Annotated in this window: 25 protein-coding genes; 9 read left to right on the plus strand and 16 right to left on the minus strand. The window is 71.9% G+C overall.

The genetic code is table 11. The features are described 5' to 3' along the window. Positions 1-21: 21 nt before the first annotated feature. A complete protein-coding gene (locus tag AC6F7H_RS11230) occupies positions 22-894 on the minus strand; it encodes a hypothetical protein (RefSeq protein ID WP_500756841.1) in 873 nt (290 codons plus the stop codon). 334 nt (positions 895-1,228) lie between these two features. Here AC6F7H_RS11230 and AC6F7H_RS11235 point away from each other — a divergent pair, with 334 nt between their 5' ends. The 5 genes from AC6F7H_RS11235 (at position 1,229) to cseC (ending at position 5,752) form a co-directional block, all read left to right on the plus strand. Next, entirely contained in the window at positions 1,229-2,197 is a 969-nt protein-coding gene (locus AC6F7H_RS11235; RefSeq protein ID WP_500756842.1) for an iron-sulfur binding domain-containing protein, read from the plus strand. Between the two features lie 294 nt (positions 2,198-2,491). Next, positions 2,492-3,031 carry a SigE family RNA polymerase sigma factor gene (locus AC6F7H_RS11240; RefSeq protein WP_279334609.1) on the plus strand — a complete coding sequence of 180 codons (540 nt, stop codon included), beginning with the start codon at positions 2,492-2,494 and terminating at the stop codon, positions 3,029-3,031. Next, on the plus strand, positions 3,019-3,687 hold the full coding sequence (locus AC6F7H_RS11245) for a hypothetical protein (protein WP_500756843.1): 669 nt from the start codon (positions 3,019-3,021) through the stop codon (positions 3,685-3,687). The genes AC6F7H_RS11240 and AC6F7H_RS11245 overlap by 13 nt, the downstream gene beginning before the upstream one ends. Positions 3,688-3,698: 11 nt before the next feature. Next, the gene (gene cseB, locus AC6F7H_RS11250) at positions 3,699-4,397 is read left to right on the plus strand and encodes a two-component system response regulator CseB (protein WP_500756844.1); all 699 of its coding nucleotides are present in this window, start codon (positions 3,699-3,701) and stop codon (positions 4,395-4,397) included. Beyond that, entirely contained in the window at positions 4,286-5,752 is a 1,467-nt protein-coding gene (gene cseC / locus AC6F7H_RS11255; RefSeq protein WP_500756845.1) for a two-component system sensor histidine kinase CseC, read from the plus strand. The genes cseB and cseC overlap by 112 nt, the downstream gene beginning before the upstream one ends. Positions 5,753-5,980: 228 nt before the next feature. On the opposite strand, the gene AC6F7H_RS11260 is transcribed toward cseC, so the two are convergent. Further along, positions 5,981-6,691, minus strand: coding sequence for a M23 family metallopeptidase (locus AC6F7H_RS11260; RefSeq protein WP_500756846.1), 711 nt, complete (start codon positions 6,689-6,691; stop codon positions 5,981-5,983). Positions 6,692-7,134: 443 nt separating this feature from the next. Here AC6F7H_RS11260 and AC6F7H_RS11265 point away from each other — a divergent pair, with 443 nt between their 5' ends. After that, positions 7,135-7,809 carry an HAD family acid phosphatase gene (locus AC6F7H_RS11265; protein ID WP_500756847.1) on the plus strand — a complete coding sequence of 225 codons (675 nt, stop codon included), beginning with the start codon at positions 7,135-7,137 and terminating at the stop codon, positions 7,807-7,809. 75 nt (positions 7,810-7,884) lie between these two features. On the opposite strand, the gene AC6F7H_RS11270 is transcribed toward AC6F7H_RS11265, so the two are convergent. Next, complete coding sequence (locus tag AC6F7H_RS11270) at positions 7,885-10,410, minus strand: ATP-dependent Clp protease ATP-binding subunit (protein WP_361460001.1); 2,526 nt, start codon at positions 10,408-10,410, stop codon at positions 7,885-7,887. A 430-nt stretch (positions 10,411-10,840) separates the two neighbouring features. On the opposite strand from AC6F7H_RS11270, the gene AC6F7H_RS11275 reads away from it, so the two are divergent. Further along, positions 10,841-11,479 carry an SCO3374 family protein gene (locus AC6F7H_RS11275; protein WP_500756848.1) on the plus strand — a complete coding sequence of 213 codons (639 nt, stop codon included), beginning with the start codon at positions 10,841-10,843 and terminating at the stop codon, positions 11,477-11,479. Here the strand turns inward: AC6F7H_RS11275 and AC6F7H_RS11280 are convergent. The 10 genes from AC6F7H_RS11280 to AC6F7H_RS11325 form a co-directional block, all read right to left on the minus strand. Then, positions 11,458-11,793: a histone-like nucleoid-structuring protein Lsr2 gene (locus tag AC6F7H_RS11280; protein WP_109377292.1), complete on the minus strand. Its 336-nt coding sequence runs from the start codon at positions 11,791-11,793 to the stop codon at positions 11,458-11,460. The two genes, AC6F7H_RS11275 and AC6F7H_RS11280, sit on opposite strands and share 22 nt — an antisense overlap. A 287-nt stretch (positions 11,794-12,080) precedes the next feature. Continuing rightward, entirely contained in the window at positions 12,081-12,614 is a 534-nt protein-coding gene (locus AC6F7H_RS11285) for an amino-acid N-acetyltransferase (protein ID WP_109377291.1), read from the minus strand. A 9-nt stretch (positions 12,615-12,623) separates the two neighbouring features. Next, a complete protein-coding gene (locus AC6F7H_RS11290; RefSeq protein WP_109377290.1) occupies positions 12,624-13,061 on the minus strand; it encodes a BlaI/MecI/CopY family transcriptional regulator in 438 nt (145 codons plus the stop codon). Between the two features lie 236 nt (positions 13,062-13,297). After that, positions 13,298-13,477 carry a hypothetical protein gene (locus AC6F7H_RS11295; RefSeq protein ID WP_109377289.1) on the minus strand — a complete coding sequence of 60 codons (180 nt, stop codon included), beginning with the start codon at positions 13,475-13,477 and terminating at the stop codon, positions 13,298-13,300. Positions 13,478-13,541: 64 nt separating this feature from the next. Then, positions 13,542-14,246 (minus strand): hypothetical protein, encoded by a 705-nt coding sequence (locus AC6F7H_RS11300; RefSeq protein WP_500761755.1) that lies wholly within the window; start codon positions 14,244-14,246, stop codon positions 13,542-13,544. 123 nt (positions 14,247-14,369) lie between these two features. Next, a complete protein-coding gene (locus tag AC6F7H_RS11305; RefSeq protein ID WP_500756849.1) occupies positions 14,370-15,167 on the minus strand; it encodes a type III pantothenate kinase in 798 nt (265 codons plus the stop codon). Positions 15,168-15,176: 9 nt separating this feature from the next. Then, positions 15,177-16,169, minus strand: a complete 993-nt coding sequence (gene nadC / locus AC6F7H_RS11310) for a carboxylating nicotinate-nucleotide diphosphorylase (protein ID WP_500756850.1) — start codon at positions 16,167-16,169, stop codon at positions 15,177-15,179. Between the two features lie 5 nt (positions 16,170-16,174). Next, positions 16,175-17,896 carry an L-aspartate oxidase gene (locus tag AC6F7H_RS11315; RefSeq protein ID WP_500756851.1) on the minus strand — a complete coding sequence of 574 codons (1,722 nt, stop codon included), beginning with the start codon at positions 17,894-17,896 and terminating at the stop codon, positions 16,175-16,177. Then, a complete protein-coding gene (panC, locus tag AC6F7H_RS11320) occupies positions 17,893-18,888 on the minus strand; it encodes a pantoate--beta-alanine ligase (RefSeq protein ID WP_500756852.1) in 996 nt (331 codons plus the stop codon). Before panC ends, AC6F7H_RS11315 begins: the two co-directional genes overlap by 4 nt. Then, positions 18,885-19,850 carry a Rossmann-like and DUF2520 domain-containing protein gene (locus AC6F7H_RS11325; protein WP_500756853.1) on the minus strand — a complete coding sequence of 322 codons (966 nt, stop codon included), beginning with the start codon at positions 19,848-19,850 and terminating at the stop codon, positions 18,885-18,887. The genes panC and AC6F7H_RS11325 overlap by 4 nt, the downstream gene beginning before the upstream one ends. A gap of 226 nt (positions 19,851-20,076) precedes the next feature. On the opposite strand from AC6F7H_RS11325, the gene AC6F7H_RS11330 reads away from it, so the two are divergent. Continuing rightward, positions 20,077-21,324: a threonine aldolase family protein gene (locus AC6F7H_RS11330; protein WP_500756854.1), complete on the plus strand. Its 1,248-nt coding sequence runs from the start codon at positions 20,077-20,079 to the stop codon at positions 21,322-21,324. A gap of 31 nt (positions 21,325-21,355) precedes the next feature. On the opposite strand, the gene AC6F7H_RS11335 is transcribed toward AC6F7H_RS11330, so the two are convergent. The 3 genes from AC6F7H_RS11335 to AC6F7H_RS11345 all read right to left on the minus strand — a co-directional run bounded on the left by AC6F7H_RS11335 (position 21,356) and on the right by AC6F7H_RS11345 (position 23,967). Further along, complete coding sequence (locus AC6F7H_RS11335; protein WP_500756855.1) at positions 21,356-21,988, minus strand: AAA family ATPase; 633 nt, start codon at positions 21,986-21,988, stop codon at positions 21,356-21,358. A 31-nt stretch (positions 21,989-22,019) separates the two neighbouring features. After that, positions 22,020-22,691 (minus strand): response regulator, encoded by a 672-nt coding sequence (locus AC6F7H_RS11340; protein ID WP_500756856.1) that lies wholly within the window; start codon positions 22,689-22,691, stop codon positions 22,020-22,022. 73 nt (positions 22,692-22,764) lie between these two features. After that, a complete protein-coding gene (locus AC6F7H_RS11345) occupies positions 22,765-23,967 on the minus strand; it encodes a sensor histidine kinase (RefSeq protein ID WP_500756857.1) in 1,203 nt (400 codons plus the stop codon). Between the two features lie 118 nt (positions 23,968-24,085). Between AC6F7H_RS11345 and AC6F7H_RS11350 the strand changes: the two genes are divergently transcribed. After that, entirely contained in the window at positions 24,086-25,087 is a 1,002-nt protein-coding gene (locus tag AC6F7H_RS11350; RefSeq protein ID WP_500756858.1) for an SAM-dependent methyltransferase, read from the plus strand. Positions 25,088-25,108: the final 21 nt, after the last annotated feature.

The raw sequence follows: 25,108 nt of genomic DNA on the forward strand, positions 1-25,108 counted from the left end.
CCGCTCCGGTCCGGGTGGGCCTCAGGCGCTCTCCAGCACGAAGGACGTCTGCACCTTCGCGAACCCCGGCGCCTTCGCCTCCACCAGATACGTACCGGCCTTCGCCGACCCCGCCGGCGGCGTCGCGCACTGCGCGGCGCTCGGCTTGCGGTCCCACTTCACGCCGTACGTGATGCTGTCACCGGCGGGCACCCGGAAGACGAGGCTCCCCGGGCCCTTGGGACAGTCGTCCGACGCCCAGTACGCGTCGTCGCCGTCCGCCTGAGTGATCGTCAGCACGGCGCTCTCCGGTCCGAGATCGACCTTGCAGTCGCTGCCGGAGATGTTCCGCGCGGTCAGCCGGAAGGTGGGCGTCGCATCGGGCTCGTAGGCGTTGCGGACGCTGCGCAGACTGAACTTCACCGCGCTCGGGGTGCAGTCGGGCAGTCCGGACCCGGCCGGCAGCGCGTCACCCGCGCCGACCCCCGCCGAGGTACCGCCTTCGGATCCGTCGGCATCGCTGCCGCCGGCGTCGCCACCGTCGCCACCGCCGTCGCCACCACCGGCACCGCCGTCCGAGCCGCCGCCGGAGTCACCGCGGTCGCCGTTCGCCCCGTCGTCCTCCGCGCCGGTCCCGGACGAGGAGCCGCCCGAGTCCTCGCCGCCGGACTCGTCGCGTCCGCCCGGCGCCTGACTGATCGCCGGCCCCGAACTCGACGGTCCCGGAGCGATGGTGGACGGCGCGGGACTCTTGCCGCTGGCCCCGTTGCCGTGTCCGCCGTCACCCCCGTCGCCGGAGACGACGATCCAGGTGACGAGCAACGCCAACACCCCCAGCAGGGACAGCAGTACTGCCCTCCTACGCCAATAGATGGAGGAGGGAAGCGGCCCGACCGGATTGCGCAGAGATCCCACGGCGCAAACTGTACGAGAGATCCGGGCCGTCACCGGCCCCACCCGCCGCCGAGAGCCACAACTTTTCCGGATCATCATCCCGGAAACCGTCCTCTGTCCCCACCTCTCGCCAGGCACGGCACGCGATGATCGCACAGTGTGATCATTTCCGCATCCTGTACACGATCCGTGACCGCGGGTTTCCCGGGCGGCGAGCGGCACCGCCGACGCGGCGCTCCGACGCCCACACGTTCGCGATCGTGGCGCTTGCACCTCTGGCCAGAGCCCTGTCGCCCGCTTGACGGGGTGGCGGAGTGCCCGTTCCCGTGGGTGGTCGTGGCAGGATCGAGGTGCCATGACTGCTCCCACCAAGCCCCCGCACAGCGGCACCGCCGAGCCCACCGAGCCCACCGACACCTCCGCCGACGACACAGCGCCACAGCGTGCTCCCGGAGAGCCGCTGCACTCCCCCGTCATCGACTGGTTCGACGAGCACGCCCGGGATCTGCCGTGGCGGCGCCCGGAGGCCGGCGCGTGGGGGGTGATGGTCAGCGAGTTCATGCTCCAGCAGACCCCGGTGAACCGGGTCCTGCCCGTCTACGAACAGTGGCTGGCCCGCTGGCCGCGCCCCGCCGACCTCGCCGCCGAGGCTCCCGGTGAGGCCGTCCGCGCCTGGGGCCGGCTCGGTTACCCGCGCCGCGCACTGCGGCTGCACGGCGCCGCCGCCGCCATAACGGAACGGCACGGCGGCGACGTACCCACCGACCACGCGCAGCTCCTGGCGCTGCCCGGCATCGGCGAGTACACGGCGGCCGCCGTGGCGTCGTTCGCGTACGGGCAGCGGCACGCGGTGCTGGACACCAACGTCCGCCGGGTGTTCGCCCGCGCGGTCACCGGTGTGCAGTACCCGCCGAACGCCACCACCGCCGCCGAGCGCCGGCTCGCCCGCGCGCTGCTGCCCGAGGACGAGTCGACCGCCGCGCGGTGGGCCGCCGCCTCCATGGAGCTGGGGGCGCTGGTGTGCACGGCGAAGAACGAGGCGTGCCACCGCTGCCCGATCGCCGCGCAGTGCGCCTGGCGGCTCGCGGACAAGCCGGCGCACGAGGGACCGCCGCGCCGGGGCCAGACGTACGCGGGCACGGACCGGCAGGTCCGCGGGCGGCTGCTGGCCGTGCTGCGGGAGGCACACGGTCCTGTCCCGCAGGGGGCCCTGGACCGGGTGTGGCACGAACCGGTGCAGCGCGCGCGTGCGCTGGACAGCCTCGTCGCCGACGGCCTGGTCGAGCCCCTGCCCGGCGGGCTGTACCGGCTGCCGCTGACCTGACGCGCCGGCGGGTCGCCCGCTCCCCCGCGTACGGGTGTCCGCCGGCACCCCCGGTGCGGCCATATCGCCCCACAGTCCCCCAACCGTCCCACCGTTTCACCTCGTCCCTACTTCCGTTACACAACCGACGGCCAGCCGACGGCCGACCGCAGGCTTCCCCGCACAGTGCCGTGACAACACCTCCGTAACTTCGTGTCCGTGCCCTCCAGTCAGGGACACGACGACCACGGATCACAGCGGTGGGGACCGGAACGCACGGGCGGGCCGGTGCGGGGAGCGGAAGGGCGGATCACCATGACGCAGGGCGAGGTGCTCGGGTTCGAGGAGTACGTCCGCACCCGGCAGGACGCGCTGCTGCGCAGCGCCCGCCGTCTGGTGCCGGACCCCGTCGAGGCGCAGGACCTGCTGCAGACCGCGCTGGCTCGGACCTACGGCCGCTGGGACGGCATCGCCGACAAGCGGCTGGCCGACGCCTACCTGCGCCGTGTCATGATCAATACGCGGACCGAGTGGTGGCGCGCCCGCAAGCTGGAGGAGGTGCCGACCGAGCAACTCCCGGACGCCCGCGTGGACGACGCCACCGAGCAGCACGCCGACCGTGCGCTCCTGATGGACGTGCTGAAGGTGCTCGCCCCGAAACAGCGCAGTGTGGTGGTGCTGCGACACTGGGAGCAGATGTCCACGGAGGAGACGGCCGCCGCCCTCGGCATGTCGGCGGGAACGGTCAAGAGCACGCTGCACCGGGCGCTCGCCCGGCTCCGCGAGGAGCTGGAGGCCCGCGAACTGAACGCACGCGCGCTGGAGCATGAGGAGCGGGAGCGTTGCGCGGCCTGACCGGCGCGGGGCCCGACCGGGCCCGGAGAACCGCCCGGGCGGCGACCACGGTGACGTCCGTGCTCGCCGCCCTCGGCCTTGTCGCCACCGCCTGCGGTACGAGCGGCACCGGCGCACGGGACGAGGGGCCCGCGCACGCGGAGTCGGCGGCCGACGCCCGGTCGCCCGCTCCGTCCTACGCGGCCTCGCGCATGCCGGTCACGGCCGGCGCCCGCGTGGACGCGGTGCGGCTGGTCAAGGGCGATCCGACGGTCTCGGCCGCGGTCAAGCGGGAGCTGAAGCCGTGCGTGGCCGACGAGTACCCCGTCGACGTGAGCTACGGGAACCTCACCGGGGGGACCGCGGACGATGTCGTCGTCAACGTGCTGACCTGCGGCGACGCGGTGGGCGTCGGCTCGTACGTGTACCGCGACCGAGGTGGCGCGTACGTGAACGTGTTCAGGACCGAGGAACCGCCCGTGTACGCGGAGATCGACCGCGGGGACCTGGTGGTGACCATGCAGGTGTACGAGCGGGGCGACCCGGTGTCGAGTCCCTCCGGCGAGAACGTCATCACCTACCGCTGGACCGCGGGCCGGTTCGCCGAGAAGTTCCGCACCCACAACGACTACGGCAAGGTGGCGGGCACGGAGCCGACGCCGGCGCCCGACAGCTGAGGAGCACCGGTATGGCAGACCAGACCCACGTGCTGTTCGTCGAGGACGACGACGTCATCCGTGAGGCCACCCAACTCGCCCTGGAGCGGGACGGCTTCACGGTCACCGCGATGCCCGACGGGCTGTCCGGCCTCGAGGCGTTCCGGGCGGACCGGCCCGACATCGCACTGCTGGACGTCATGGTCCCCGGCCTGGACGGTGTCAGTCTGTGCCGGAGCATCCGCGACGAGTCGACGGTTCCGGTGATCATGCTGTCGGCGCGCGCGGACTCCATCGACGTCGTCCTGGGCCTGGAGGCGGGTGCCGACGACTACGTGACCAAGCCGTTCGACGGTGCCGTCCTGGTCGCCCGCATCCGTGCGGTGCTGCGCCGCTTCGACCGGGCGAACGGCGGCCGACAGGATCCGGCCTCCACGGACGGTGGGGGCCTGCTGACCTTCGGCGAGCTGGAGATCGACACCGTGGGCATGGAGGTGCGGCGGGCCGGGGAGCCGGTGTCGCTGACACCGACCGAGATGCGGCTGCTGCTGGAGTTCTCGTCGGCGCCGGGCACCGTGCTCTCCCGCGACAGACTGCTCGAACGCGTGTGGGAGTACGGGTGGGGCGGCGACACCCGGGTCGTCGACGTCCATGTGCAGCGGCTGCGCGGGAAGATCGGCCAGGACCGCCTCGAAACGGTCCGCGGCTTCGGCTACAAACTGAAGGCCTGATCACGGGTATGCGGGGGTACTTCCGGCGCCCGGTGCGAGCGTTTCTCGACCGGGCGGGCATCCGGACCGGTCTGCGGTGGAAGCTCAGTGCCGCCATCGCCCTGGTCGGCGCGCTGGTGGCGATCGCGCTGAGCCTGGTCGTGCACAACGCGGCCCGGGTGTCGATGCTGGACAACGCGCGCGACCTCGCCGACGAACGCATCATGATCGCCCAGCGCAACTACGAGCTGTCCGGGCGGCTGAACTTCCCCAACACCAGGATCGACGACCCCGAGCTGCCGGCCGAGCTGCGGGCGAAGGTCGAGGCGGGCCGGCGCGCGACGTACGTGGCCGACCGGCCGGGCGGGACGCCGGACATCTGGGCGGCCGTACCGCTGAAGAACGGGCATGTCATGTCCCTGCACTCGGGCTTCACCGACCGCAGCTCGAACATCCTCAAGGACCTCGACCAGGCCCTGGTGATCGGCTCCATCGCGGTCGTCCTGGGCGGCAGCGCGCTCGGGGTGCTGATCGGCGGCCATCTGTCCCGTCGGCTGCGCAACGCGGCGAGCGCCGCCCACCGGGTCGCCAAGGGCGAGACGGACGTCCGGGTGCGCGAGGCCATCGGCGGGGTCGTCCTGGACGAGACCGACGACCTGGCCAGCGCGGTGGACGCCATGGCGGACGCGCTGCGGCAGCGGCTGGAGGCCGAGCGCCGGGTCACCGCCGACATCGCGCACGAACTGCGCACCCCGGTGACCGGCCTGCTGACCGCCGCCGAACTGCTGCCGCCGGGCCGGCCGACCGAACTGGTGCTGGACCGGGCGAAGGCCATGCGCACCCTGGTCGAGGACGTCCTGGAGGTGGCCCGGCTGGACGGCGCCTCCGAGCGGGCCGAACTTCAGGACATACTGCTGGCCCAGTTCGTCACCCGGCGGATCGCGGCGAAGGACCCGGACGTCACGGTGCGCGTGGTGCACGAGTCGGAGGTCACCACCGACCCGCGACGGCTGGAGCGGGTGCTCTTCAACCTCCTCGCCAACGCCGCCCGGCACGGCAGGCCGCCCATCGAGGTCTCCGTCGAGGGGCGGGTCGTCCGGGTCCGCGACCACGGGCCCGGCTTTCCCGCGGACCTGCTCGCCGAGGGGCCGAGCCGGTTCCGCACCGGCAGCGCGGACCGGGCCGGCCGCGGTCACGGCCTGGGCCTGACCATCGCGGCCGGGCAGGCCCGGGTGCTGGGGGCACGGCTCACCTTCCGCAACGTACGGCCGGCCGGCGCTCCGAAGGACACGCCGGCCGAGGGCGCACTCGCCGTGCTGTGGCTGCCGGAACACGCGCCGACGGACACGGGGAGCTACCCGATGCTGCCCCAGTGAGGAACCGCCGCGGCGGGCACGCGGGCGCCGAAAGCCCTCCGGCCGGGAGAACCCGACGGAGGGCTTGGGAGACATGCACGGACGGTCAGGCCGGATCGCTCATCGCGGTGCCGGGACCGGATCGCCGTCCTTCGATCCGGTCACTCAGGCCCGTCAGGGCCCTTCGGAGAGTTCGCAGCACTGGGTACACGACGCTGGGCACCCAGGGCCGGCTCTCGGGGCGGGTTCTCAGAGCTGGACGCCCTTGCCGCTCAGGAACTTCACCGGGTCGATGGCGGAGCCGTAGTTCGGGCTGGTCCGGATCTCGAAGTGCAGGTGGGGACCGCTGGAGTTGCCCGTGTTGCCGGACAGGGCGATCTTCTGACCGGTCTTGACGACCTGGCCGGGCTGCACGTTCACCTGGGAGAGGTGGGCGTACTGGGAGTACTTGCCGTTGCCGTGGTTGACGACGACGGCGTTGCCGTACGCCGGACCGTCGCCGGCGCCGTTGCCGCCCGCCTTCACGACCGTGCCGCCGTGCGTGGCCACGACCTCGGTGCCGTTCGGCACAGCGTAGTCCTGACCGCTGTGGGCGGACTGCCACATGCCGCCGGCCTGGGCGAAGCTCGCGGAAGGCGTGTAGTTCTTCACCGGGCTGACCCAGGACGCGGCCTTCTTGGCGGGCTGAGCGTCCTTCTTCGCCTCGGCGGCCTTCTTCGTCTCGGCCGCCTTCTTCGCCTCGACGGCCTTGGTCTGCGTGGCCTTGGCCTGGGCGGCCGCCTGGTCCTGCACGGCGGTGGTGCTGGTGGCGGTGGTGGCGGTGGTGGCGGCCGTGTCGTTGGCGGCAGCCGCGATCCCGACTCCCGCGACGGCCGAGACCCCGACACCGGCGGCCAGCACGGCAGCACGGGTGCGGAGGTGGGACGCGAGGAAGGAACGGGACGTGACGCGCTGGAACATCGAAACCTCATGGGGGAGGGGGCAGAGGAAAACCACCCGGCGAACAGGTCCGCGCCGCAGTGGCCATTCCTTGGTAACCCGTCCACCCACAAAGGCACAAAGGGGTGCATCTACGACAGAAGTTCGTACTTCCTTCATGAGATGCACGTCTCTTGACACAGCTGACAGACGGGGCGAAAGCCCCGTTTGAGGCTGATCGGTAAGGCTTTTAAGCTGAATGTCCGCTTTACCCCTGGGCTTTTTGCCACTATTTCGGCTAGTAACGGACAAAACGCCTGTGCAGCATGTCACCGAGAGGCCGGGGCGGACGTTCCATAAATGTGACGTGCGCCTCTAGCCGCCTACCGTCCGGTAACCCTACGGTTCACCTCGCGCCACCCTCGCAGACGAACATGCACACGTCATGTTGGCAGCGTTATGAGCGTGAGAGGACCCCCCACCACATGAGAAGCCGACGCCCCTGGCTGTGCCGTGCATCGGTGACCGCTGTGTCCGCCGCGGCTCTGATGGCCCTGGCCGTCCCCGCCCAGGCCTCGACCACCTCCGGCACCCCCGCGACCACCCCCGCGACCACCACCACGACGACCACCACGACGACCACGACAGCCGCAGCAGCAGCCGTGGCCGTCGACTACGCGACCTGGCAGCGGGACTGCCGGGCGGTCATGGACCAGGCCCTGCCCCAACTGAAGCAGCGCATCGCGGCCCCGCGGCCGGGCGAGAAGCAGGCCATCGTCCTCGACATCGACAACACCGCGCTGGAGACCGACTTCGGGTTCAGCTTCCCGCAGCCGGCCAACGAGCCGGTCCTGGAGGTCGCCGAGTACGCCCAGGAGCGCGGTGTCGCGGTGTTCTTCGTGACCGCCCGGCCGGGCATCGTCCACGCCCCCACCGCCTTCAACCTCGACCACGCCGGATACGAGTCCGCCGGGCTCTACGTCCGCGGCTTCTTCGACCTGTTCCGGAACGTGGCCGAGTACAAGACGGCACAGCGCGTCGACATCGAGTCGAAGGGCTACACGATCATCGCCAACATCGGCAACAGCGCCACCGACCTGTCGGGCGGCCATACCGAGAGGACCTACAAGCTGCCGGACTACGACGGTCAGCTGTCGTAGGCCCGGGGCCGTCCGGGCAGCCGAAAGGGGCCGGTGCCCTGCCCGGGCACCGGCCCCTTTCGGCTGCCGTGACGCTTACGCTTCCTTGCTGAGGTTCGGGCCGGCTCCACCGGCCGCCTGCTCGATCGGCGGGACGTCGGGCAGGGCCGACTTCTCCTCACCGCGGAAGGTGAAGGTGGCGGTCTCGCCCTCGCCCTCGGTGTCCACGACCACGATGTGGCCGGGGCGCAGCTCGCCGAAGAGGATCTTCTCCGACAGCGAGTCCTCGATCTCGCGCTGGATGGTCCGGCGCAGCGGCCGGGCGCCCAGCACGGGGTCGTAGCCCCTCTTGGACAGCAGTTCCTTGGCGGACTGGGAGAGCTCGATGCCCATGTCCCGGTCCTTCAGGCGCTCGTCCACCTTGTGGATCATCAGGTCGACGATCGCGAGGATGTCCTCCTGCGTGAGCTGCGGGAAGACGACCACGTCGTCGACACGGTTGAGGAACTCGGGGCGGAAGTGCTGCTTGAGCTCGTCCGACACCTTGTTCTTCATGCGCTCGTAGTTGGTCTTCTTGTCGCCCGCGGCGGCGAAGCCCAGGTTGAAGCCCTTGGAGATGTCCCGGGTGCCGAGGTTGGTCGTCATGATGATGACCGTGTTCTTGAAGTCCACGACCCGGCCCTGGGAGTCGGTCAGGCGACCGTCCTCCAGGATCTGCAGCAGCGAGTTGAAGATGTCCGGGTGGGCCTTCTCTACCTCGTCGAAGAGGACGACCGAGAACGGCTTGCGGCGCACCTTCTCCGTCAGCTGACCGCCCTCCTCGTAGCCCACGTAGCCGGGGGGCGAACCGAAGAGGCGCGAGACCGTGTGCTTCTCGCTGAACTCCGACATGTCGAGGGAGATCAGCGCGTCCTCGTCACCGAACAGGAACTCGGCGAGGGCCTTGGACAGCTCGGTCTTACCGACACCGGACGGACCGGCGAAGATGAACGAGCCACCGGGGCGCTTCGGGTCCTTGAGCCCCGCGCGGGTGCGGCGGATCGCCTTGGACAGCGCCTTGACGGCGTCGATCTGGCCGATGACCCGCTTGTGGAGCTCGTCCTCCATGCGCAGCAGACGCGAGGACTCCTCCTCGGTCAGCTTGAAGACCGGGATGCCGGTGGCCGTGGCGAGGACCTCGGCGATCAGGTCGCCGTCGACCTCGGCGACGACGTCCATGTCGCCGGCCTTCCACTCCTTCTCCCGCTTCGCCTTGGCGGCCAGGAGCTGCTTCTCCTTGTCACGCAGCGAGGCGGCCTTCTCGAAGTCCTGCGAGTCGATCGCGGACTCCTTGTCCCGGCGGACACCGGCGATCTTCTCGTCGAACTCGCGCAGGTCCGGCGGCGCGGTCATCCGACGGATGCGCATCCGGGAACCGGCCTCGTCGATCAGGTCGATCGCCTTGTCCGGGAGGAAGCGGTCCGAGATGTACCGGTCGGCCAGCGTGGCCGCCTGGACCAGCGCCTCGTCGGTGATGGAGACGCGGTGGTGCGCCTCGTACCGGTCGCGCAGACCCTTGAGGATCTCGATGGTGTGCGGCAGGGACGGCTCGGCGACCTGGATCGGCTGGAAGCGGCGCTCCAGGGCCGCGTCCTTCTCCAGGTGCTTGCGGTACTCGTCCAGCGTGGTGGCGCCGATGGTCTGCAGCTCACCGCGGGCCAGCATCGGCTTCAGGATGGAGGCCGCGTCGATGGCGCCCTCGGCGGCACCCGCACCGACCAGCGTGTGCAGCTCGTCGATGAACAGGATGATGTCGCCGCGGGTGCGGATCTCCTTGAGCACCTTCTTCAGGCGCTCCTCGAAGTCACCGCGGTAGCGGGAGCCGGCGACCAGGGCACCGAGGTCCAGGGTGTAGAGGTGCTTGTCCTTGAGGGTCTCGGGCACCTCACCCTTGACGATGGCCTGGGCGAGGCCCTCGACGACGGCGGTCTTGCCGACGCCGGGCTCACCGATCAGCACCGGGTTGTTCTTGGTACGGCGGGACAGCACCTGCATGACCCGCTCGATCTCCTTCTCGCGCCCGATGACCGGGTCGAGCTTGGACTCACGAGCGGCCTGGGTGAGGTTCCGGCCGAACTGGTCGAGGACCAGGGACGTGGAGGGAGTGCCCTCGGCAGGACCGCCCGCGGTGGCGGTCTCCTTGCCCTGGTAGCCGGAGAGCAGCTGGATGACCTGCTGCCGCACCCGGTTCAGATCTGCGCCCAGCTTGACCAGGACCTGGGCGGCGACGCCCTCGCCCTCACGGATCAGGCCGAGCAGGATGTGCTCCGTACCGATGTAGTTGTGACCCAGCTGCAGCGCCTCGCGGAGCGACAGCTCGAGCACCTTCTTGGCACGGGGGGTGAAGGGGATGTGGCCGGACGGCGCCTGCTGCCCCTGGCCGATGATCTCCTCCACCTGCTGGCGGACCGCCTCGAGCGAAATCCCGAGGCTCTCAAGGGCCTTGGCGGCGACACCCTCACCCTCGTGGATCAGGCCCAGGAGGATGTGCTCGGTGCCGATGTAGTTGTGGTTGAGCATCCGGGCTTCTTCCTGAGCCAGGACGACAACCCGCCGCGCGCGGTCGGTGAACCTCTCGAACATCGTTAATCGCTCCTCAGAGCGGTCAGGCAGTGGGGGGAACTTCCCCTCCCTGTCCTTCCGCAGCTTAGTCCCGCGAGCGGGGACCGCTCATTCCGACTGCCGACACCCTCGATGGCCTCCTGACCCCGAACGCCGACATATGCTCCAACCCGATGGTGCGAGACGATGTTCCCGCAGGCCAGGTAGTTACCCCTATCTCCAGTACGCCCACGGCGAACGGAATACGTCCCCGTCCTGCGTGTCGCCCCCTCCCACTAGGGATGTCTTACCCGCTGCCACCGACAATCCATGCCGAGTCCAGGGGTTCCCTCCGCTACGGGCGAACAGCCTTGCGTCTCCTCGTACCCCCCGCACCCTCTTGTTCGACACTCCATGCGCACGCGTATACACCTAGCGTAACCCGAATGGCCTTCCGGCGGTTGCACTTGGCATGGCCGACCCGATCGATCCGATCCGGCACTGGTACGAGAACGAACAGGGTTGGCCGACGGTGCCCGGGGACCCGGTGCGTCTGTCGGTGGGGGTGCGCTTCGACGTCCTGGACGTACCCGTCGAGGCGGGACACGCGGCACTGGAGCGTCTGCGGGGTGACGGGCGGGCGGGGCCGCGGCCAGGACCCGCTGCCGCGGGGTTCCCGGTGGCCCTGCAGCGCGGCCGGATGCTGCTGCTGGTGGCCGCGGGCAGCGCGGAGGAACTGCCGGGACTGCTCGACTGGCTGGAGTGGGGCACGCTGGCCCTCGATCTCGCCGCGATCGGCGCGGGCGGTCTCATCGACGCTCCGCCGCCCCCCGCGGCCGGCCGCGGCGCCCTCCGGCCCCCTGCGGGCCGCGCCGGTTCACAGGGGGCCGCCGTCTGGCTGCGACCCCCCGGGCCGGGGCGCGAGGTCGAGGCCTCGCTGCCGACGCTGTCGGCGACGGGGGGCCGGGGCGACGCCCCCGATCTCGTACGACTGGTGAGCACGGTGGCCACCGAGTGCCACCGCGTTCGACTGCTGCGCGCCTGCGACCGACCGCCGGCCGGCATGCGCGAGGCCGGTCGAACCGACGCTCAGCCGTTCGCCCGCTCGTAGGCCTCGCGAATGGCCGCGGGAACACGGCCGCGGTCGTTGACCTCGTGACCGTTCGCCTTCGCCCAAGCGCGGATCGCCGCGGTGTCCTGGTTGCCGCCGGCAGAGGCGCGGGCCTTTCCGCGCCCACCCGAAGCACGGCCTCCCGTACGACGGCCGCCCTTCACGTAAGGCTCGAGAAGGCCACGGAGCTTGTCCGCATTGGCGGTGGTGAGATCGATCTCGTATGTCTTGCCGTCCAACGCGAACGTCACGGTCTCGTCCGCCTCGCCGCCGTCGAGGTCGTCGACAAGAAGGACCTGAACCTTCTGTGCCACCGGATTTCCTTTCATCGACAACTTGAGGACCGGGATGTACCGGCATCCGCCGTATCGCCGTCCCCTTGTTATATGAACTACTGCAGTACCTCGGAAAGCAAACCGCTTTTGACGAAAAAACACAAACCCCGGGGAGAGGGCCGACGCCCGCCCACAGCCCGGAAACGTGCGCGTTTCGGACATAGGGAACGACGGCAAGGGCGCGATGCAGAATATTCCTTGGCGTTGCGCGTGGGGCCCTCCGCCGCATGACATCGGGCACGGAACACGGTACGGAACGGCGACGATCACAGATGCAGAAGCATCCGACTGTTGCCCAGGGTGTTCGGTTTCACTCGTTCGAGACCCAGGAACTCCGCGACTCCCTCGTCATAGGAACGCAGCAGCTCGGCGTACACATCGGTGTCGACCGGCGTCTCACCGATCTCCACGAAGCCGTGCCTGCCGAAGAACTCGACTTCGAAGGTCAGACAGAAAACCCGGCGAACACCTAGCCAGCGGGCGGTCTGCAGCAACTTCTCCAGCAAGTGGTGGCCCACGCCGGCACCCTTCAGACCGGGCTTCACGGCGAGAGTACGGACTTCCGCGAGGTCTTCCCACATCACATGCAGCGCGCCGCAGCCGACCACCTCGGCGTTGTCGTCCCGTTCCGCGATCCAGAACTCCTGGATCGCCTCGTAAAGCGTCACCGTTGCTTTGTCGAGCAGGATGCCCTTGCGGACGTAGGCGTCAAGGAGGCGGCGCACGGCCGGGACATCGCTGGTGCGGGCCCGGCGGACGGTGATGGCTTTTGCGGTGACATCGGGGCTGTCTGCTGACATGAGCGGACGCTATCGCCCGCCGCGGCCCTCTGCGGAGGCGGGGCTCTCCCCCGGAGGTTCCGCCGGGCCGGGTTGTCGAGCAGATCCGGGTTGTTCGGTCGGGCGGGGTTGTTCCCTCGTTTCCGGCAGCCCGACAACGCGTACCGCGTCCGTGAGGGACTGACGCTGTTCCTCACTCATCATGCCGAAGAAGGCGACGAGTGCGGCGGCGGCGTTGTCGCTCTGCGACCACGCCTCGTTCATCAGCGCGGCGGCGTAGGCGGCGCGGGTGGAGACCGCCTCATATCGATAGGCCCGGCCTTCCGCCTCACGGCGCACCCAGCCCTTCTGATGGAGATTGTCCAGAACGGTCATCACCGTGGTGTACGCGATGGACCGCTCCTTCTGCAGATCTTCCAGGACTTCCCGAACGGTCACCGGGCGGTTCCACTTCCACACCCGCGTCATGACCGCGTCTTCGAGTTCTCCCAATGGGCGAGGCACAACTGCACAATAGTGGGAAATACTGCCCGCTGCGCACCGAACGCACTCGAACATCCGTAAACACCGGCAAACGCCGGCAAGCGTCGGCAAACACCGGCAAACGCCAACAAACACAGAAAAAGGGCACACGAGCCGTGCTCGGCCACGCTCGAGCCGTGCGTCCGGACCGGCTGCCGTGCCTGTCCTGCCGTTGCCTCCGGTCAGCCGTCGGCCCTGGCGGAGGGCTGCCGGGCACCCTCCGCGCGGGCGAGGGCCGCGTCCACGGCGGCGTCCTCCTTGGCCTTGTTGGCGCCGCCCTGAGTCTTCACGATCACCCGGATCACAGCGATGAAGAGGGCGGCCATGACGGCCGAGGGCAGCAACGCGGCGACGTATTCCATGGGTCCAGGGTAGCCAGGGCGCGACGGACGGCCGGGCGGGGGTGGGCGCGGGGCGGCGGGTTTCTCAGCCCACGGCCAGCCGCCGGCCCGACGGGGGCGGAGCCGACTTGCGGCGGGGGAAGACCTCGCCCGGGGTGGGAAAGGGACGGCCGGGCTTCGTCGGCGCGCCGGGGGCGGGAGCCGGGTTCGGCGCGGGCTCGGGCCGCGGGGCGGACGGCCCACGCTCCGGCTTCTTCTCGGGCTTCTCGGCCTCCGCAGGCCTCTCCGGCCCCTCCTGCCCCTCCTGCCCCTCCGAGCCCTCGGCACCCTCGGCGTCCTGAGCCTGGCCGCCCGGCAGGGCGAGGAGCCGGGTGCGGGAGACCGGGACGCCGGGCAGGGGTGCGGCGGCAGGGACCGTACGGCCGGCGAGGCGGGCGCGCACGTCCTGCTCCGCGAGGAGCCGGCAGCGGTCCAGGAGGGCGGCGGCGGTGGAGTTGCCGCGCAGCGCCCGGAGCGCGGCGAGGTCGTCGGGGTCGGGGCGGTACCCGGCGCCCAGCGCCTCCTCCAGGAGCGCGAGATAGCCGGCGGCTGTGCCGGGGAGGGCGGCGCGGTAGCGGCCGAGGTCGGCCACCAGGAAGGCGCGCAGCCTGGCGTACTCCCGCATCGCCTCGTCGAGGGAGTCGGCGAGGCGGAGGCAGTCCTGGACGTCTTCGGCCGAGGCGGACGTGGGGTGCAGGGCGAGGGCGAGGGCGCGGCGGAGCACACGCAGCTCCTCCGCGCCGAACACCATGCCGCCGCGCGTTCCGTAGGGCGTGGGCATGCCGTGACGATACGCGCTAATCAGACAAACCCCGCATAGCGGACGGGTGTGGCGTGGGGCGTCCACCCGGGTGGAAGGCGTCCGCCCGCTCCGTCACATCCGCGACACGTTCCGTTCGTAGACCAGGCGCAGGCCGATGAGGGTCAGCCAGGGCTCGTGCTCGTCGATGACCGCGCTCTCGCCCAGGACCATCGGCGCCAGCCCGCCCGTCGCGATGACGGTCACCTCGTCGGGATTGTCGGAGAGCTCGCGGGCCATCCGGCGGGCCACGCCGTCCACCTGGCCGGCGAAGCCGTAGACGATGCCGGACTGCATCGCCTCGACCGTGTTCTTGCCGATCACGCTCCGGGGCCGCGCCACCTCGATCTTGCGTAGCTGCGCGGCCCTGACCCCGAGGGCCTCCACCGAGATCTCGATGCCGGGAGCGATGACCCCGCCGACGTACTCCCCGCGCACCGAGATCGCGTCGAAGGTGGTGGCGGTGCCGAAATCGACGACGATCGCCGGACCGCCGTAGAGCTCGTTCGCCGCGACCGCGTTGATGATGCGGTCGGCGCCGACCTCCTTGGGGTTGTCGAACTGGATCGGCACGCCCGTCTTCACGCCCGGCTCGACCAGTACCGCGGGCACGTCGCCGTAGTAGCGGCGGGTCACCTCACGGAGCTCGTGCAGGACGGAGGGGACCGTCGCGCAGATGGCGATGCCGTCGATGCCGTCACCCAGTTCGTCGCCGAGCAGGGGGTGCATGCCCATCAGGCCCTGGAGCAGGACCGCGAACTCGTCGGCCGTGCGGCGCGGGTCGGTGGAGATCCGCCAGTGTTCGACGATGTCCTCGCCGTCGAACAGACCCAGGACGGTGTGCGTGTTGCCCACGTCGATCGTCAGCAGCATGGCCGGCCCCTACTCCGCTGCCCGCAGGTCCAGGCCGATGTCCAGGATCGGCGAGGAGTGGGTCAGGGCTCCCACTGCGAGGTAGTCGACTCCCGTGTCGGCGTACGCCTTGGCGTTGCCGAGGGTGAGCCGGCCGGACGCCTCCAGCGCGGCCCGGCCGGCGACGACGGCCACGGCCTCCTCGCACTCACCGGGCGTGAAGTTGTCCAGCAGGATCAGGTCGGCACCGGCGTCCACGACCTCACGGAGCTGGTGCAGGGTGTCGACCTCGACCTCGATCGGCACGTCGGGGAAGCGTTCCCGGACCGCCTGGAAGGCCTGGGCGACACCGCCCGCGGCGATGACGTGGTTGTCCTTGACCAGGGCCGCGTCGGAGAGCGACATGCGGTGGTTGACGCCGCCGCCGCAGCGCACGGCGAACTTCTCCAGGGAGCGCAGGCCCGGGGTGGTCTTGCGGGTGTCGCGGACCTCGGCCCGGGTGCCCTCCAGGACGTCCGCCCACGCGCGCGTGGCCGTCGCGATGCCCGACAGACGGCACAGGAGGTTCAGGGCGCTGCGTTCCGCCGTGAGGAGGTCCCGGGTGCGGGCGGTGACGGAGAGCAGCGTGTCGCCGGCCTCCACCCGGTCGCCGTCCTCCACGTGTCGTTCGACCTCGAACTCCGCCGTGCAGACCACCGACATGACGGCCTCGGCGATCCTCAGGCCCGCCACGACGCCCGCTTCCCGCGCGCTGAAGTCGGCGGTGGCGACGGCGTCCTCCGGGATGGTCGCGACCGTCGTCACGTCCACGCCGCCCGCCAGGTCCTCCTGGATGGCGACCTGGGCGATGTCCTCGACCTCCACCGGGTCCAGGCCGGCGTCGGCCAGGAGCTGGGCGAGCGCGGGGTCGAGGCCGCACTCCGTGTAATCGTCGTAGCCGTCGTATCCGTCGGAGTCCGCGCCGCAGGCGCAGCCGTCGCCGCAGCCACCGGACGGGACGAGGGGAAGATCTGGGGTGGTCACGGCAGTCACTGCTCCTGGGAGGCCTGAAGGGGGAGGGTCGGGGGGAAGTCTGTGGCGTCGGTGGTGTGCGCCGCCAGCGTGCGGTCCGGGTTCAGCCGTACGACGATGTGCCGGCGCCAGGCGGTGTCGTCGCGCTCGGGCCGGTCCTCGCGCCAGTGGCAGCCGCGGGTCTCCTCGCGCTGCCGCGCGGCGGCGACCAGGACGCGGGCCACGCACAGGAGGTTGGTGGCCTCCCAGGTGTCGACGCCGGGCTCGGCGGTCTTGCCGTTCTCGTCGAGGGCGTCGCGGGCGTCGGCGTGCAGCCGCTGGAGCCCGTCGGCGGCCTGGGCGAGCGAGTCGGCGGAGCGCAGCACGCCGGCTCCCCGGGTCATGATCCGCTGGATGGTGAAGCGGGCCTCCGGGGGGAGCAGGGGGTGCCCGGGGCGGTCGGCCTGCGGGAGGGGCTGCGGCACGCGCGCGTGGAGGGTGTCCCCGGTCCGGCTCGCGGCGATGTCGGCGGCGATGCGCTCGGCGTAGACCAGGCCCTCCAGGAGGGAGTTGGAGGCGAGCCGGTTGGCGCCGTGCACGCCGGTGCAGGCGACCTCCCCGCACGCGTACAGACCGGGGACGGTGGTGCGGCCCCGGGAGTCGGTGCGGACGCCGCCGGAGGCGTAGTGGGCGGCCGGGGCGACCGGCACGGGCTCGGTGACCGGGTCGATGCCGTGGGCGCGGCAGGCCGCGAGGATCGTCGGGAAGCGGTGCTCCCACATCTCGGCGCCGAAGTGGCGGGCGTCGAGGTACATGTGCTCGGCGTCCCGCTCCCCCATCCGGCGCATGATGCCCTTGGCGACGATGTCGCGCGGGGCGAGTTCGGCGAGCTCGTGCTGCCCGACCATGAAGCGCACGCCGTCGGCGTCGACCAGGTGGGCGCCCTCGCCGCGTACCGCCTCGGAGACCAGGGGCTGCTGGCCCTCCGCGTCGGGGCCGAGGAACAGGACGGTCGGGTGGAACTGGACGAACTCGAGGTCGCTGACCTCGGCGCCCGCGCGCAGGGCCAGCGCCACACCGTCGCCGGTGGAGACGGAGGGGTTCGTGGTCGCGCTGAACACCTGGCCCATGCCGCCGGTCGCGAGCACCACCGCGGGGGCGTGCACGGCCCCCACGCCGTCGTGCTGGCCCTCCCCCATGACGTGCAGGGTCACACCCGCGGTGCGGCCCTCGACGTCCGTCAGCAGGTCCAGGACGAGCGCGTTCTCGATGGTGCGCATCCCGCGCGTACGCACGGCCTCCACCAGCGCGCGGGAGATCTCCGCGCCGGTGGCGTCCCCGCCCGCGTGCGCGATGCGCCGCCGGTGGTGACCGCCCTCACGGGTCAGTTCCAGGCCGCCCTCGGAGGTCTCGTCGAAGTGGGCGCCGGTGGCGATGAGACGGCGTACGGCGTCGGGGCCCTCGGTGACGAGGATGCGGACCGCTTCCTCGTCGCACAGGCCCGCGCCGGCCACCAGGGTGTCGTCCCGGTGCTGCTCGGGGGTGTCGCCCTCGCCGAGTGCCGCGGCGATGCCGCCCTGGGCCCAGCGGGTGGAGCCGTCGTCGAGCCGGGCCTTGGTGACCACGACGGTGGCCAGCCCGGCGGCCTCGCAGCGCAGCGCCGCGGTCAGTCCGGCGACACCGGAGCCGACGACCACGACGTCCGCGTCGATGGACCACCCGGGCGCGGGCGCGTGCAGTCGTATGCCTGTGCTGGTCACGAGGCGGCTCCGAGGGTGCCGAAGGTCAGGGGGATGTTGTCGATCAGGCGGGTCGTCCCGACCCGGGCGGCCACGGCGAGGACGGCCTCGCCGGTGAAGCCGTCGCCGATCTCGGTGAAGTCCGAGGGGTCGACCAGGGCCAGGTAGTCCAGGGTGAGCGGCGGGGTGAGGCGGGCGGCTCCGTCGAGGACCTGGCGGGCGGCTGCACGGACGGCCGCCGGACCGGCCGCCGTGGCGACGGCGTGCGCGTCGGCCGCCGCGCGGGACTCGCCCAGCGCGTTGAGCGCCTCGACGCGCGCGCGCGTGGAGGGCACCTCGCGGGCCCGCGCGCGCAGCGCCTCCTGCGCGGCGTGCCGGTCCCGGCCGGCGAACAGCGCGCCGGACAGTGCGAGGGCGGTGCGCCGCTCCGCGGCGGAGAGGTAGCGGTTGCGGCTGGACAGGGCCAGTCCGTCGTCCTCGCGGACGGTGGGGACACCGACGATGTCGACGCCGAAGTTCAGGTCGCGCACCATGCGGCGGATCAGGGCGAGCTGCTGGGCGTCCTTCTGGCCGTACAGGGCGACGTCGGGGCGCGTGAGGTGCAGCAGTTTGGCGACGACGGTGAGCACGCCGTCGAAGTGACCGGGGCGGGCGGCGCCCTCCAGGCGTTCGCCCATGGGTCCGGCGCTGATCCGGACCTGGGGCTCGCCGCCCGGGTAGACCTCGTCGGCCGACGGGGCGAAGACGGCGTCGGCGCCCGCCTGTCCGGCGACGTCGAGATCGGCGTCCAGGGTGCGCGGGTACCGGTCGAGGTCCTCGCCCTCGCCGAACTGCAGCGGGTTGACGAAGACGGTGACCACCACCTCGCCGTCGGCGCCCGCGATGTCGCGTGCGGCGCGGATCAGGGTGGCGTGGCCCTCGTGCAGGGCGCCCATGGTCATCACCACGGCGCGGCGGCCCGTACGCGCGCGTGCGTGCAGTTCCCCGGCGGTGCGCAGCAGGGTGGTGGTCATCGGGATTCCCCTTCGCCTTTGCCTTCGCCGGGGGCGCCTGTTTCGCCGGTGGTGCCCGTCGTCCCGCCGGCGAGTACCCCGAGCAGGTCCTCGGCGAGCTCCGGCTTCAGCAGGCCGTGGGCGAGGGCGCGGTCCGCGGTCGCGCGGGCCATCGCCAGGTAGCCGGCGACGGCCTGCGGGGCGTGCCGGCGCAACTCGGCGACGTGCGCGGAGACGGTGCCGGCGTCACCGCGCGCGACGGGGCCGGTGAGGGCCGCGTCGCCGGAGCGCAGGGCGTTGTCCAGGGCCGCGCCGAGCAGCGGGCCGAGCATCCGGTCGGGTGCCTCGACCCCGGCGGTGCGCAGCAGTTCCAGGGACTGCGCGACCAGGGTGACCAGGTGGTTGGCGCCCAGGGCGAGGGCCGCGTGGTAGAGCGGGCGGTTCTCCTCGGCGATCCACTCCGGCTCGCCGCCCATCTCGATCACCAGCGCCTCGGCGGCCAGCCGCAGCTCCTCGGGCGCGGTGACGCCGAAGGAGCACCCGGCGAGCCGCTGCACGTCCACGGGGGTGCCGGTGAACGTCATCGCCGGGTGCAGGGCCAGCGGCAGCGCTCCGGCCCGCAGGGCGGGGTCCAGCACCTTCGCGCCGTACCGCCCGGAGGTGTGTGCGAGGAGTTGCCCCGGCCGTACCGCGCCCGTCCCGGCGAGCCCGGAGACCAGCTCGGGCAGCGCGTCGTCCGGGACGGTCAGCAGCACCAGCTCGGCCCGCTCCAGCACCTCGGCGGGCGGGACCACGGGTACGCCGGGGAGCAGTTGCTCGGCGCGCCTCCTGGACGCGGCGGAGACGGCGGAGACGGCCACCGGGCGGTGTCCGGCGAGTTGGAGGGACGCGGCCAGGGCCGGGCCCACGCGCCCGGCGCCGACGACGCCGACGGTGAGCCGCGCGGGGCGGTCCCTGGGATCCGGCTGTGGGGCTGTGTTCACGCGACGGCGGCCTTCCCGTTCCAGTCCGCTCGGGGTACCGGACGATTTCTCGTCATGCTAACGCGATCGGTTCTCCGGGTGTTCGGTCACGCCGTCGCCGTTGTGCCCGCTGCGCCCTTTTCGTTGCGCGTTGCGCCGCCGTGTGCGGAACGCGCAACGCAGAACGCAGAACGCAGAACGAAAACTCCGATGCCCTCGCTCACCCGCACGGGGGATGATCCCGGGCATGAGCGATACGGCGGGGAACGGCACGGCGGAAGCGGAACAGGACGAGCGGCGCACCGGCGAGGAGGGGCGCCGGGAGCTGCGCGCACGGCGGGTCGCCGCCTATCGCGGTGCTCCGCGCGTCCTCGCCCGCCTCGGGTTCCTGGGCACGCTCCGGGAACGGCTGGCACTGCTGGCGGAGGCGGACGGCCGGTACGACCTGGACGAGGCGTCCGACCTGTACGGCGACGGTGTCGTCGAGGCGCTGGAGGAGCGGGTCGCCGGGCTCCTCGGCACCGAGGCCGCAGCGTTCTTCCCGACCGGCACGATGGCCCAGCAGGTGGCTCTGCGCTGCTGGGCGGGCCGTACCGGCAACCCCGTCGTCGCTCTGCACGGGCTCAGCCACCCCGAGGTCCATGAGCGGAACGCGTTCAGCCGGGTCGCCGGGTTGCGTCCGGTGCGGGTGACGAGCGAGCCCAGGATGCCGACCGCCGCCGAGGTGCGGGACTTCGAGGAGCCCTTCGGCGCGCTGATGCTGGAGCTTCCCCTTCGGGACGCCGGTTTCCTGCTGCCCACCTGGGAGGAGCTCACCGAGGTGGTGGACGCCGCGCGGGAGCGCGAGGCCGTGGTGCACTTCGACGGGGCCCGGCTGTGGGAGTGCGCCGTCCACTTCGGCCGGCCACTGGACGAGATCGCCGGCCTGGCGGACAGCGTCTACGTGTCGTTCTACAAGTCGCTCGACGGCTTCGGCGGCGCGGCCCTCGCCGGTCCCGGGGCCCTGGTGGCGGAGGCGAAGGCCTGGCGGCACCGGTACGGCGGCACCGCCTTCCAGCAGTTCCCGACCGCGTTGTCGGCCCTGATCGGCCTGGAGCGGGAGCTTCCCCGGCTGCCGGAGTACGTCACCCACGCGCGCGTGGTGGCCGCCGCGCTGCGCGAGGGCCTGGCCGCGGCCGGGGTGCCGTGGGCCCGCGTCCATCCCGAGGTGCCGCACACCCACGACTTCCAGGTGTGGCTGCCGTACGACGCGGAGGCCCTCGCACAGGCGGCGATCCGCACGGCCGAGGAGACGGGAACCATGCTGTTCGCCAACGGCTGGGATCAGCAGGGCCCGGGCCTGGCGCTCACCGAGGTGTACGTGCGGGCGGCCGGCCTGGAGTGGACCCCCGACGACGTGCGGACGGCGGCCGCGGACTTCGTGAACCGGCTGACGGAGACGGCAACGGCAACGGGGACGGGGACGGGGACAGGGACGAGGACGGCCGGGCGGTAGCGCCCGCGGGGTCGGCAGCCTCGGCGGGGCCTCAGTCGAAGCGGATGTGCCGGAGTCCGACGCGCGCCTGCCGCAGCCGGGTGCGCAGCGGGCCCTCACGGTTGGGGCGCAGTTCCAGCCCCGCCAGTACGGCGATGCGGTCCGCCGTCTTCGGCACGGTGGTGTGGTCCGTCCACAGATGCTCGGCGAACTCCGGCCCGGCGAGCCGCTCCAGACAGTGGTCGAGCTGCTGCACGGCCCGACTCTCTTGGCGGGTAACGGCGTTCTTCCCGGCGGCGGAGCGCAGCAGGCGTCCGAGGCCGCGTTCGCGCAGCCGCCTCAGCACCGTCTCCCGTTCGGCGAGGAGGGCGAAGTGGTGTACGCCGTGGCCGAGTTCGCGCAGCCGGCCGACCGTCTCGGCGAAGTGACCGGAGTCCGTGACCGTCATCGGCGCGATCACGACGCCGTCGTGCCGGGTCAGGGCGAGGTCGAGGACCTCGACGACGCCCTGCCGCCAGGAGGTCAGGTCCCGGAAGTCTCCCCGCAGTTCGGGCGGCAGCATGCGGCGCAGCCCGAATCCGGCGTGCTCCGGGTCACAGACGACGCTGCCCGGGAGACGACGGTGTATCTCGTACGCGGTTTGTGTCTTACCGCCCCCGAAAGGGCCGTTGATCCACAGCAGCATGCGCCGACCCTACCGACGCCGGGGCCCACGGTCAGCCGTGTCCGCCGGCCCGCACCAGTCCCGTCTCGTAGGCGAGGACCACCACCTGCACCCGGTCCCGCAGCCCCAGCTTGGTCAGGATGCGGCCCACGTGCGTCTTCACCGTCGCCTCCGACAGCACCAGCCGGGCCGCGATCTCGCCGTTGGACAGGCCCTGCGCGACCAGCACCATGACCTCCCGCTCCCGCTCGGTGAGCCGCTCCAGCCCCTTGTGCCGGGGCTGCTCGGCGGTGGACGGCAGCATGGGGGCGAAGCGGTCCAGGAGCCGGCGGGTGGTGGACGGCGCGACCACGGCGTCACCGCTGTGCACCGCGCGGATCGCGGCGAGCAGTTCGCCCGGGGGCACGTCCTTGAGCATGAAGCCGGAGGCGCCGGCCTTCAGCCCGGAGAAGGCGTACTCGTCGAGGTCGAAGGTGGTCAGGATCAGCACCTTCGGCGGGTCGGTGTCCGCGCAGATCCGGCGGGTCGTCTCCACCCCGTCCAGCTTCGGCATCCGGACGTCCATGAGCACCACGTCGACGGCGGTGGCGCGCAGCACCTGGAGGGCCTCCACGCCGTCGCCCGCCTCCGCCACGACCTCCATGTCCGGCTGGGCGTCGAGCACCATCCGGAACCCGGTGCGCAGCAGCACCTGGTCGTCGACGAGCATCACGCGGATCGCCATCGGGTCCTCTTCCAGTCCGGTTCCAGGCCAGTGTTACAGGTATCAACAACGGGCGTGCGCAAGCGTCCGGGTGTCAGGGGCCGGGCTTGAGCGGCAGCAGGACACTGATGCGGAATCCTCCGCCCGGCCGCGGACCCGCGTCCAGGGTGCCGCCGACCATGCCGACCCGCTCGCGCATGCCGATCAGACCGTGGCCCTGGCCGTCGTACCCGCCCTCCTCGTACAGCTCGTGCGGGGCGCCCTTGCCGTCGTCCTCGACCAGCAGGCCGAGACCGTCGTCGAAGTACACCAGGCGCACACTGGCGCCCGTGTCGGGCCCGCCGTGCTTGCGGGTGTTGGTGAGCGCCTCCTGCACGATGCGGTACGCGGTGAGTTCGACGCCGCTGGGCAGCGGACGCGGGGTGCCCTCGACCTTGAAGTCCACCGGCAGTCCGGACTCCCGGCACTGCTCGACGAGGTCCTCGATCTGCTGCACGTCGGGCTGCGGCACGTACTCGCCTGCCTCCTCGTGCTCGCCGGTGCGCAGTACGCCGAGCAGGCGGCGCATCTCGGCGAGGGCCTGGCGGCCGGTGGAGGAGATGGTCTCCAGGGCCTTCTTCGCCTGGTCGGGCGCGGCGTCGAGGACGTAGGCGGCGCCGTCGGCCTGGACCACCATCACCGACACGTTGTGGGCGACGACGTCGTGCAGTTCACGCGCTATGCGGGCGCGTTCGGCGGCGACCGCGACCTTGGCCTGCGCCTCGCGCTCCTTCTCCAGCCGGGCGGCGCGCTCCTCCAGCTGGGCGAAGTAGGCACGCCGGGTGCGCATGGAGTCGCCGAGCACCCAGGCGAGGGCGAAGGGCACGGTCTGGAATATCACCATGGCGATGTTGCCCGCCACGCTCACGTCCTCGACCGGCCAGCGCGCCTGCGCCACGGGAGCCGCGCACAGGCCGACGGCCAGCGCCAGCCGGGAGGCCCGGCGGGCGCCGACGGTCGCGACCGTGTAGACGATCACCAGCAGCGCGAAGTCGGCGGGCATCGTCGCCACGTCGAGGATCACCTGGAGCACGCCCACCACGACGGCCAGGACCAGCATCCGCTCCGGCATCCGCCGGCGCAGCGCCACGACCAGCGACAGCAGCAGCATGACCGGCACGGTCAGGGCCGGCAGATCGGTCCCCTCGACCTTCTGCGCGCTCGCTCCGCCCAGCACCGAGATCCCGAACAGGACCACGGCCCAGAAGCAGTCGACCCCTGTCGGGTGTCTGCGGAGAAAATCATAGAAGCGCTGCACGTGACCCAGCGTAGGGAAGCAAAATGCGTGCAGGGGTCAACCGGAGGGCCGATCCCCGGTCGGCACGCGTACTCCGCAAGGTGGAGACCCGGCATATCCGCGCCCTTAACCTGGCCCCGTGACAGCGACGACGAGCGGGTGGCGCGGTTGGCGGGCGGCGGCCCGGACCGCCCTGTACGGGCCGGACGGCTTCTACCGTCGGCCGGAGGGCCCCGCCGGGCACTTCCGTACGTCGGTGCACGCCTCACCGCTGTTCGCGGGGGCCGTGGCCCGGCTGCTGTGCCGGGTCGACGAGGCGCTGGGGCGGCCCTCGGTGCTCGACTTCGTGGACATGGGGGCGGGCCGGGGCGAACTGGTCACGGGGGTGCTCGCCGCACTGCCCGCCGAGGTGGCGGCGCGCGTGCGTGCGTACGCCGTCGAACTCGCCGGCCGTCCCGGCGGACTCGACCGCGGGATCGAGTGGCGGACCGAGCCCCCGGAACGGATCACCGGACTGCTGTTCGCCAACGAGTGGCTGGACAACGTGCCCCTGGAGGTCGCCGAGGTGGACCCGGCGGGCGCCTCGCGCCTGGTACTGGTCCGGGAGGACGGCACGGAACGGCTCGGGGCGCCGGTCACGGGCCCGGAGGCCGAGTGGCTGGCCCGGTGGTGGCCGTTGCCGGCCGGGGAGGGGCTGCGGGCGGAGATCGGGCTGCCCCGGGACGTGGCGTGGGCGTCGGCGGTCGGGACGCTCGAGCGGGGGCTCGCCGTCGCCGTGGACTACGCGCACTCGGCGGACGCGCGCCCGCCGTTCGGGACCCTCACGGGGTTCCGGGAAGGGCGGGAGACGACGCCCGTACCGGACGGGTCGTGCGACATCACCGCGCACGTCGCCCTCGACTCCTGCGCGGCGGCCTGCGCGCTCCCCGGCGCCCGCCTGCTCACCCAGCGGGCGGCCCTGCGCTCCCTGGGCATCACGGGCGCGCGCCCCCCGCTCACTCTGGCGTCCGCCGACCCCGCCGGCTACGTACGCGCCCTCGCGGGCGCCTCCCAGGCCGCCGAACTCATCGCGACGGGCGGACTCGGCGACTTCGGCTGGCTGCTGCAGCCCGTGGGCATCCCGGACGTCCTCACGGAGTGACCCCGCGGACCGGCCCCGCGG

This window comes from Streptomyces sp. MMS24-W38 (assembly GCF_059889265.1).

What these genes read in the sequence shown, in the direction of transcription:
- AC6F7H_RS11290 (WP_109377290.1), bottom strand. Translation starts at nt 13,061, where the DNA reads ATGACGCGGGTGTGGAAGTGGAACCGCCCGGTGACCGTTCGGGAAGTC.
- AC6F7H_RS11305 (WP_500756849.1), bottom strand. Translation starts at nt 15,167, where the DNA reads ATGCTGCTGACGATCGACGTGGGCAACACGCACACCGTCCTGGGTCTG.
- AC6F7H_RS11240 (WP_279334609.1), top strand. Translation starts at nt 2,492, where the DNA reads ATGACGCAGGGCGAGGTGCTCGGGTTCGAGGAGTACGTCCGCACCCGG.
- AC6F7H_RS11340 (WP_500756856.1), bottom strand. Translation starts at nt 22,691, where the DNA reads ATGGCGATCCGCGTGATGCTCGTCGACGACCAGGTGCTGCTGCGCACC.
- AC6F7H_RS11265 (WP_500756847.1), top strand. Translation starts at nt 7,135, where the DNA reads ATGAGAAGCCGACGCCCCTGGCTGTGCCGTGCATCGGTGACCGCTGTG.
- cseB (WP_500756844.1), top strand. Translation starts at nt 3,699, where the DNA reads ATGGCAGACCAGACCCACGTGCTGTTCGTCGAGGACGACGACGTCATC.
- AC6F7H_RS11330 (WP_500756854.1), top strand. Translation starts at nt 20,077, where the DNA reads ATGAGCGATACGGCGGGGAACGGCACGGCGGAAGCGGAACAGGACGAG.
- AC6F7H_RS11275 (WP_500756848.1), top strand. Translation starts at nt 10,841, where the DNA reads ATGGCCGACCCGATCGATCCGATCCGGCACTGGTACGAGAACGAACAG.
- AC6F7H_RS11285 (WP_109377291.1), bottom strand. Translation starts at nt 12,614, where the DNA reads ATGTCAGCAGACAGCCCCGATGTCACCGCAAAAGCCATCACCGTCCGC.
- AC6F7H_RS11260 (WP_500756846.1), bottom strand. Translation starts at nt 6,691, where the DNA reads ATGTTCCAGCGCGTCACGTCCCGTTCCTTCCTCGCGTCCCACCTCCGC.
- AC6F7H_RS11270 (WP_361460001.1), bottom strand. Translation starts at nt 10,410, where the DNA reads ATGTTCGAGAGGTTCACCGACCGCGCGCGGCGGGTTGTCGTCCTGGCT.
- AC6F7H_RS11235 (WP_500756842.1), top strand. Translation starts at nt 1,229, where the DNA reads ATGACTGCTCCCACCAAGCCCCCGCACAGCGGCACCGCCGAGCCCACC.
- AC6F7H_RS11300 (WP_500761755.1), bottom strand. Translation starts at nt 14,246, where the DNA reads ATGGTGTTCGGCGCGGAGGAGCTGCGTGTGCTCCGCCGCGCCCTCGCC.
- AC6F7H_RS11335 (WP_500756855.1), bottom strand. Translation starts at nt 21,988, where the DNA reads ATGCTGCTGTGGATCAACGGCCCTTTCGGGGGCGGTAAGACACAAACC.
- AC6F7H_RS11295 (WP_109377289.1), bottom strand. Translation starts at nt 13,477, where the DNA reads ATGGAATACGTCGCCGCGTTGCTGCCCTCGGCCGTCATGGCCGCCCTC.
- panC (WP_500756852.1), bottom strand. Translation starts at nt 18,888, where the DNA reads ATGACCACCACCCTGCTGCGCACCGCCGGGGAACTGCACGCACGCGCG.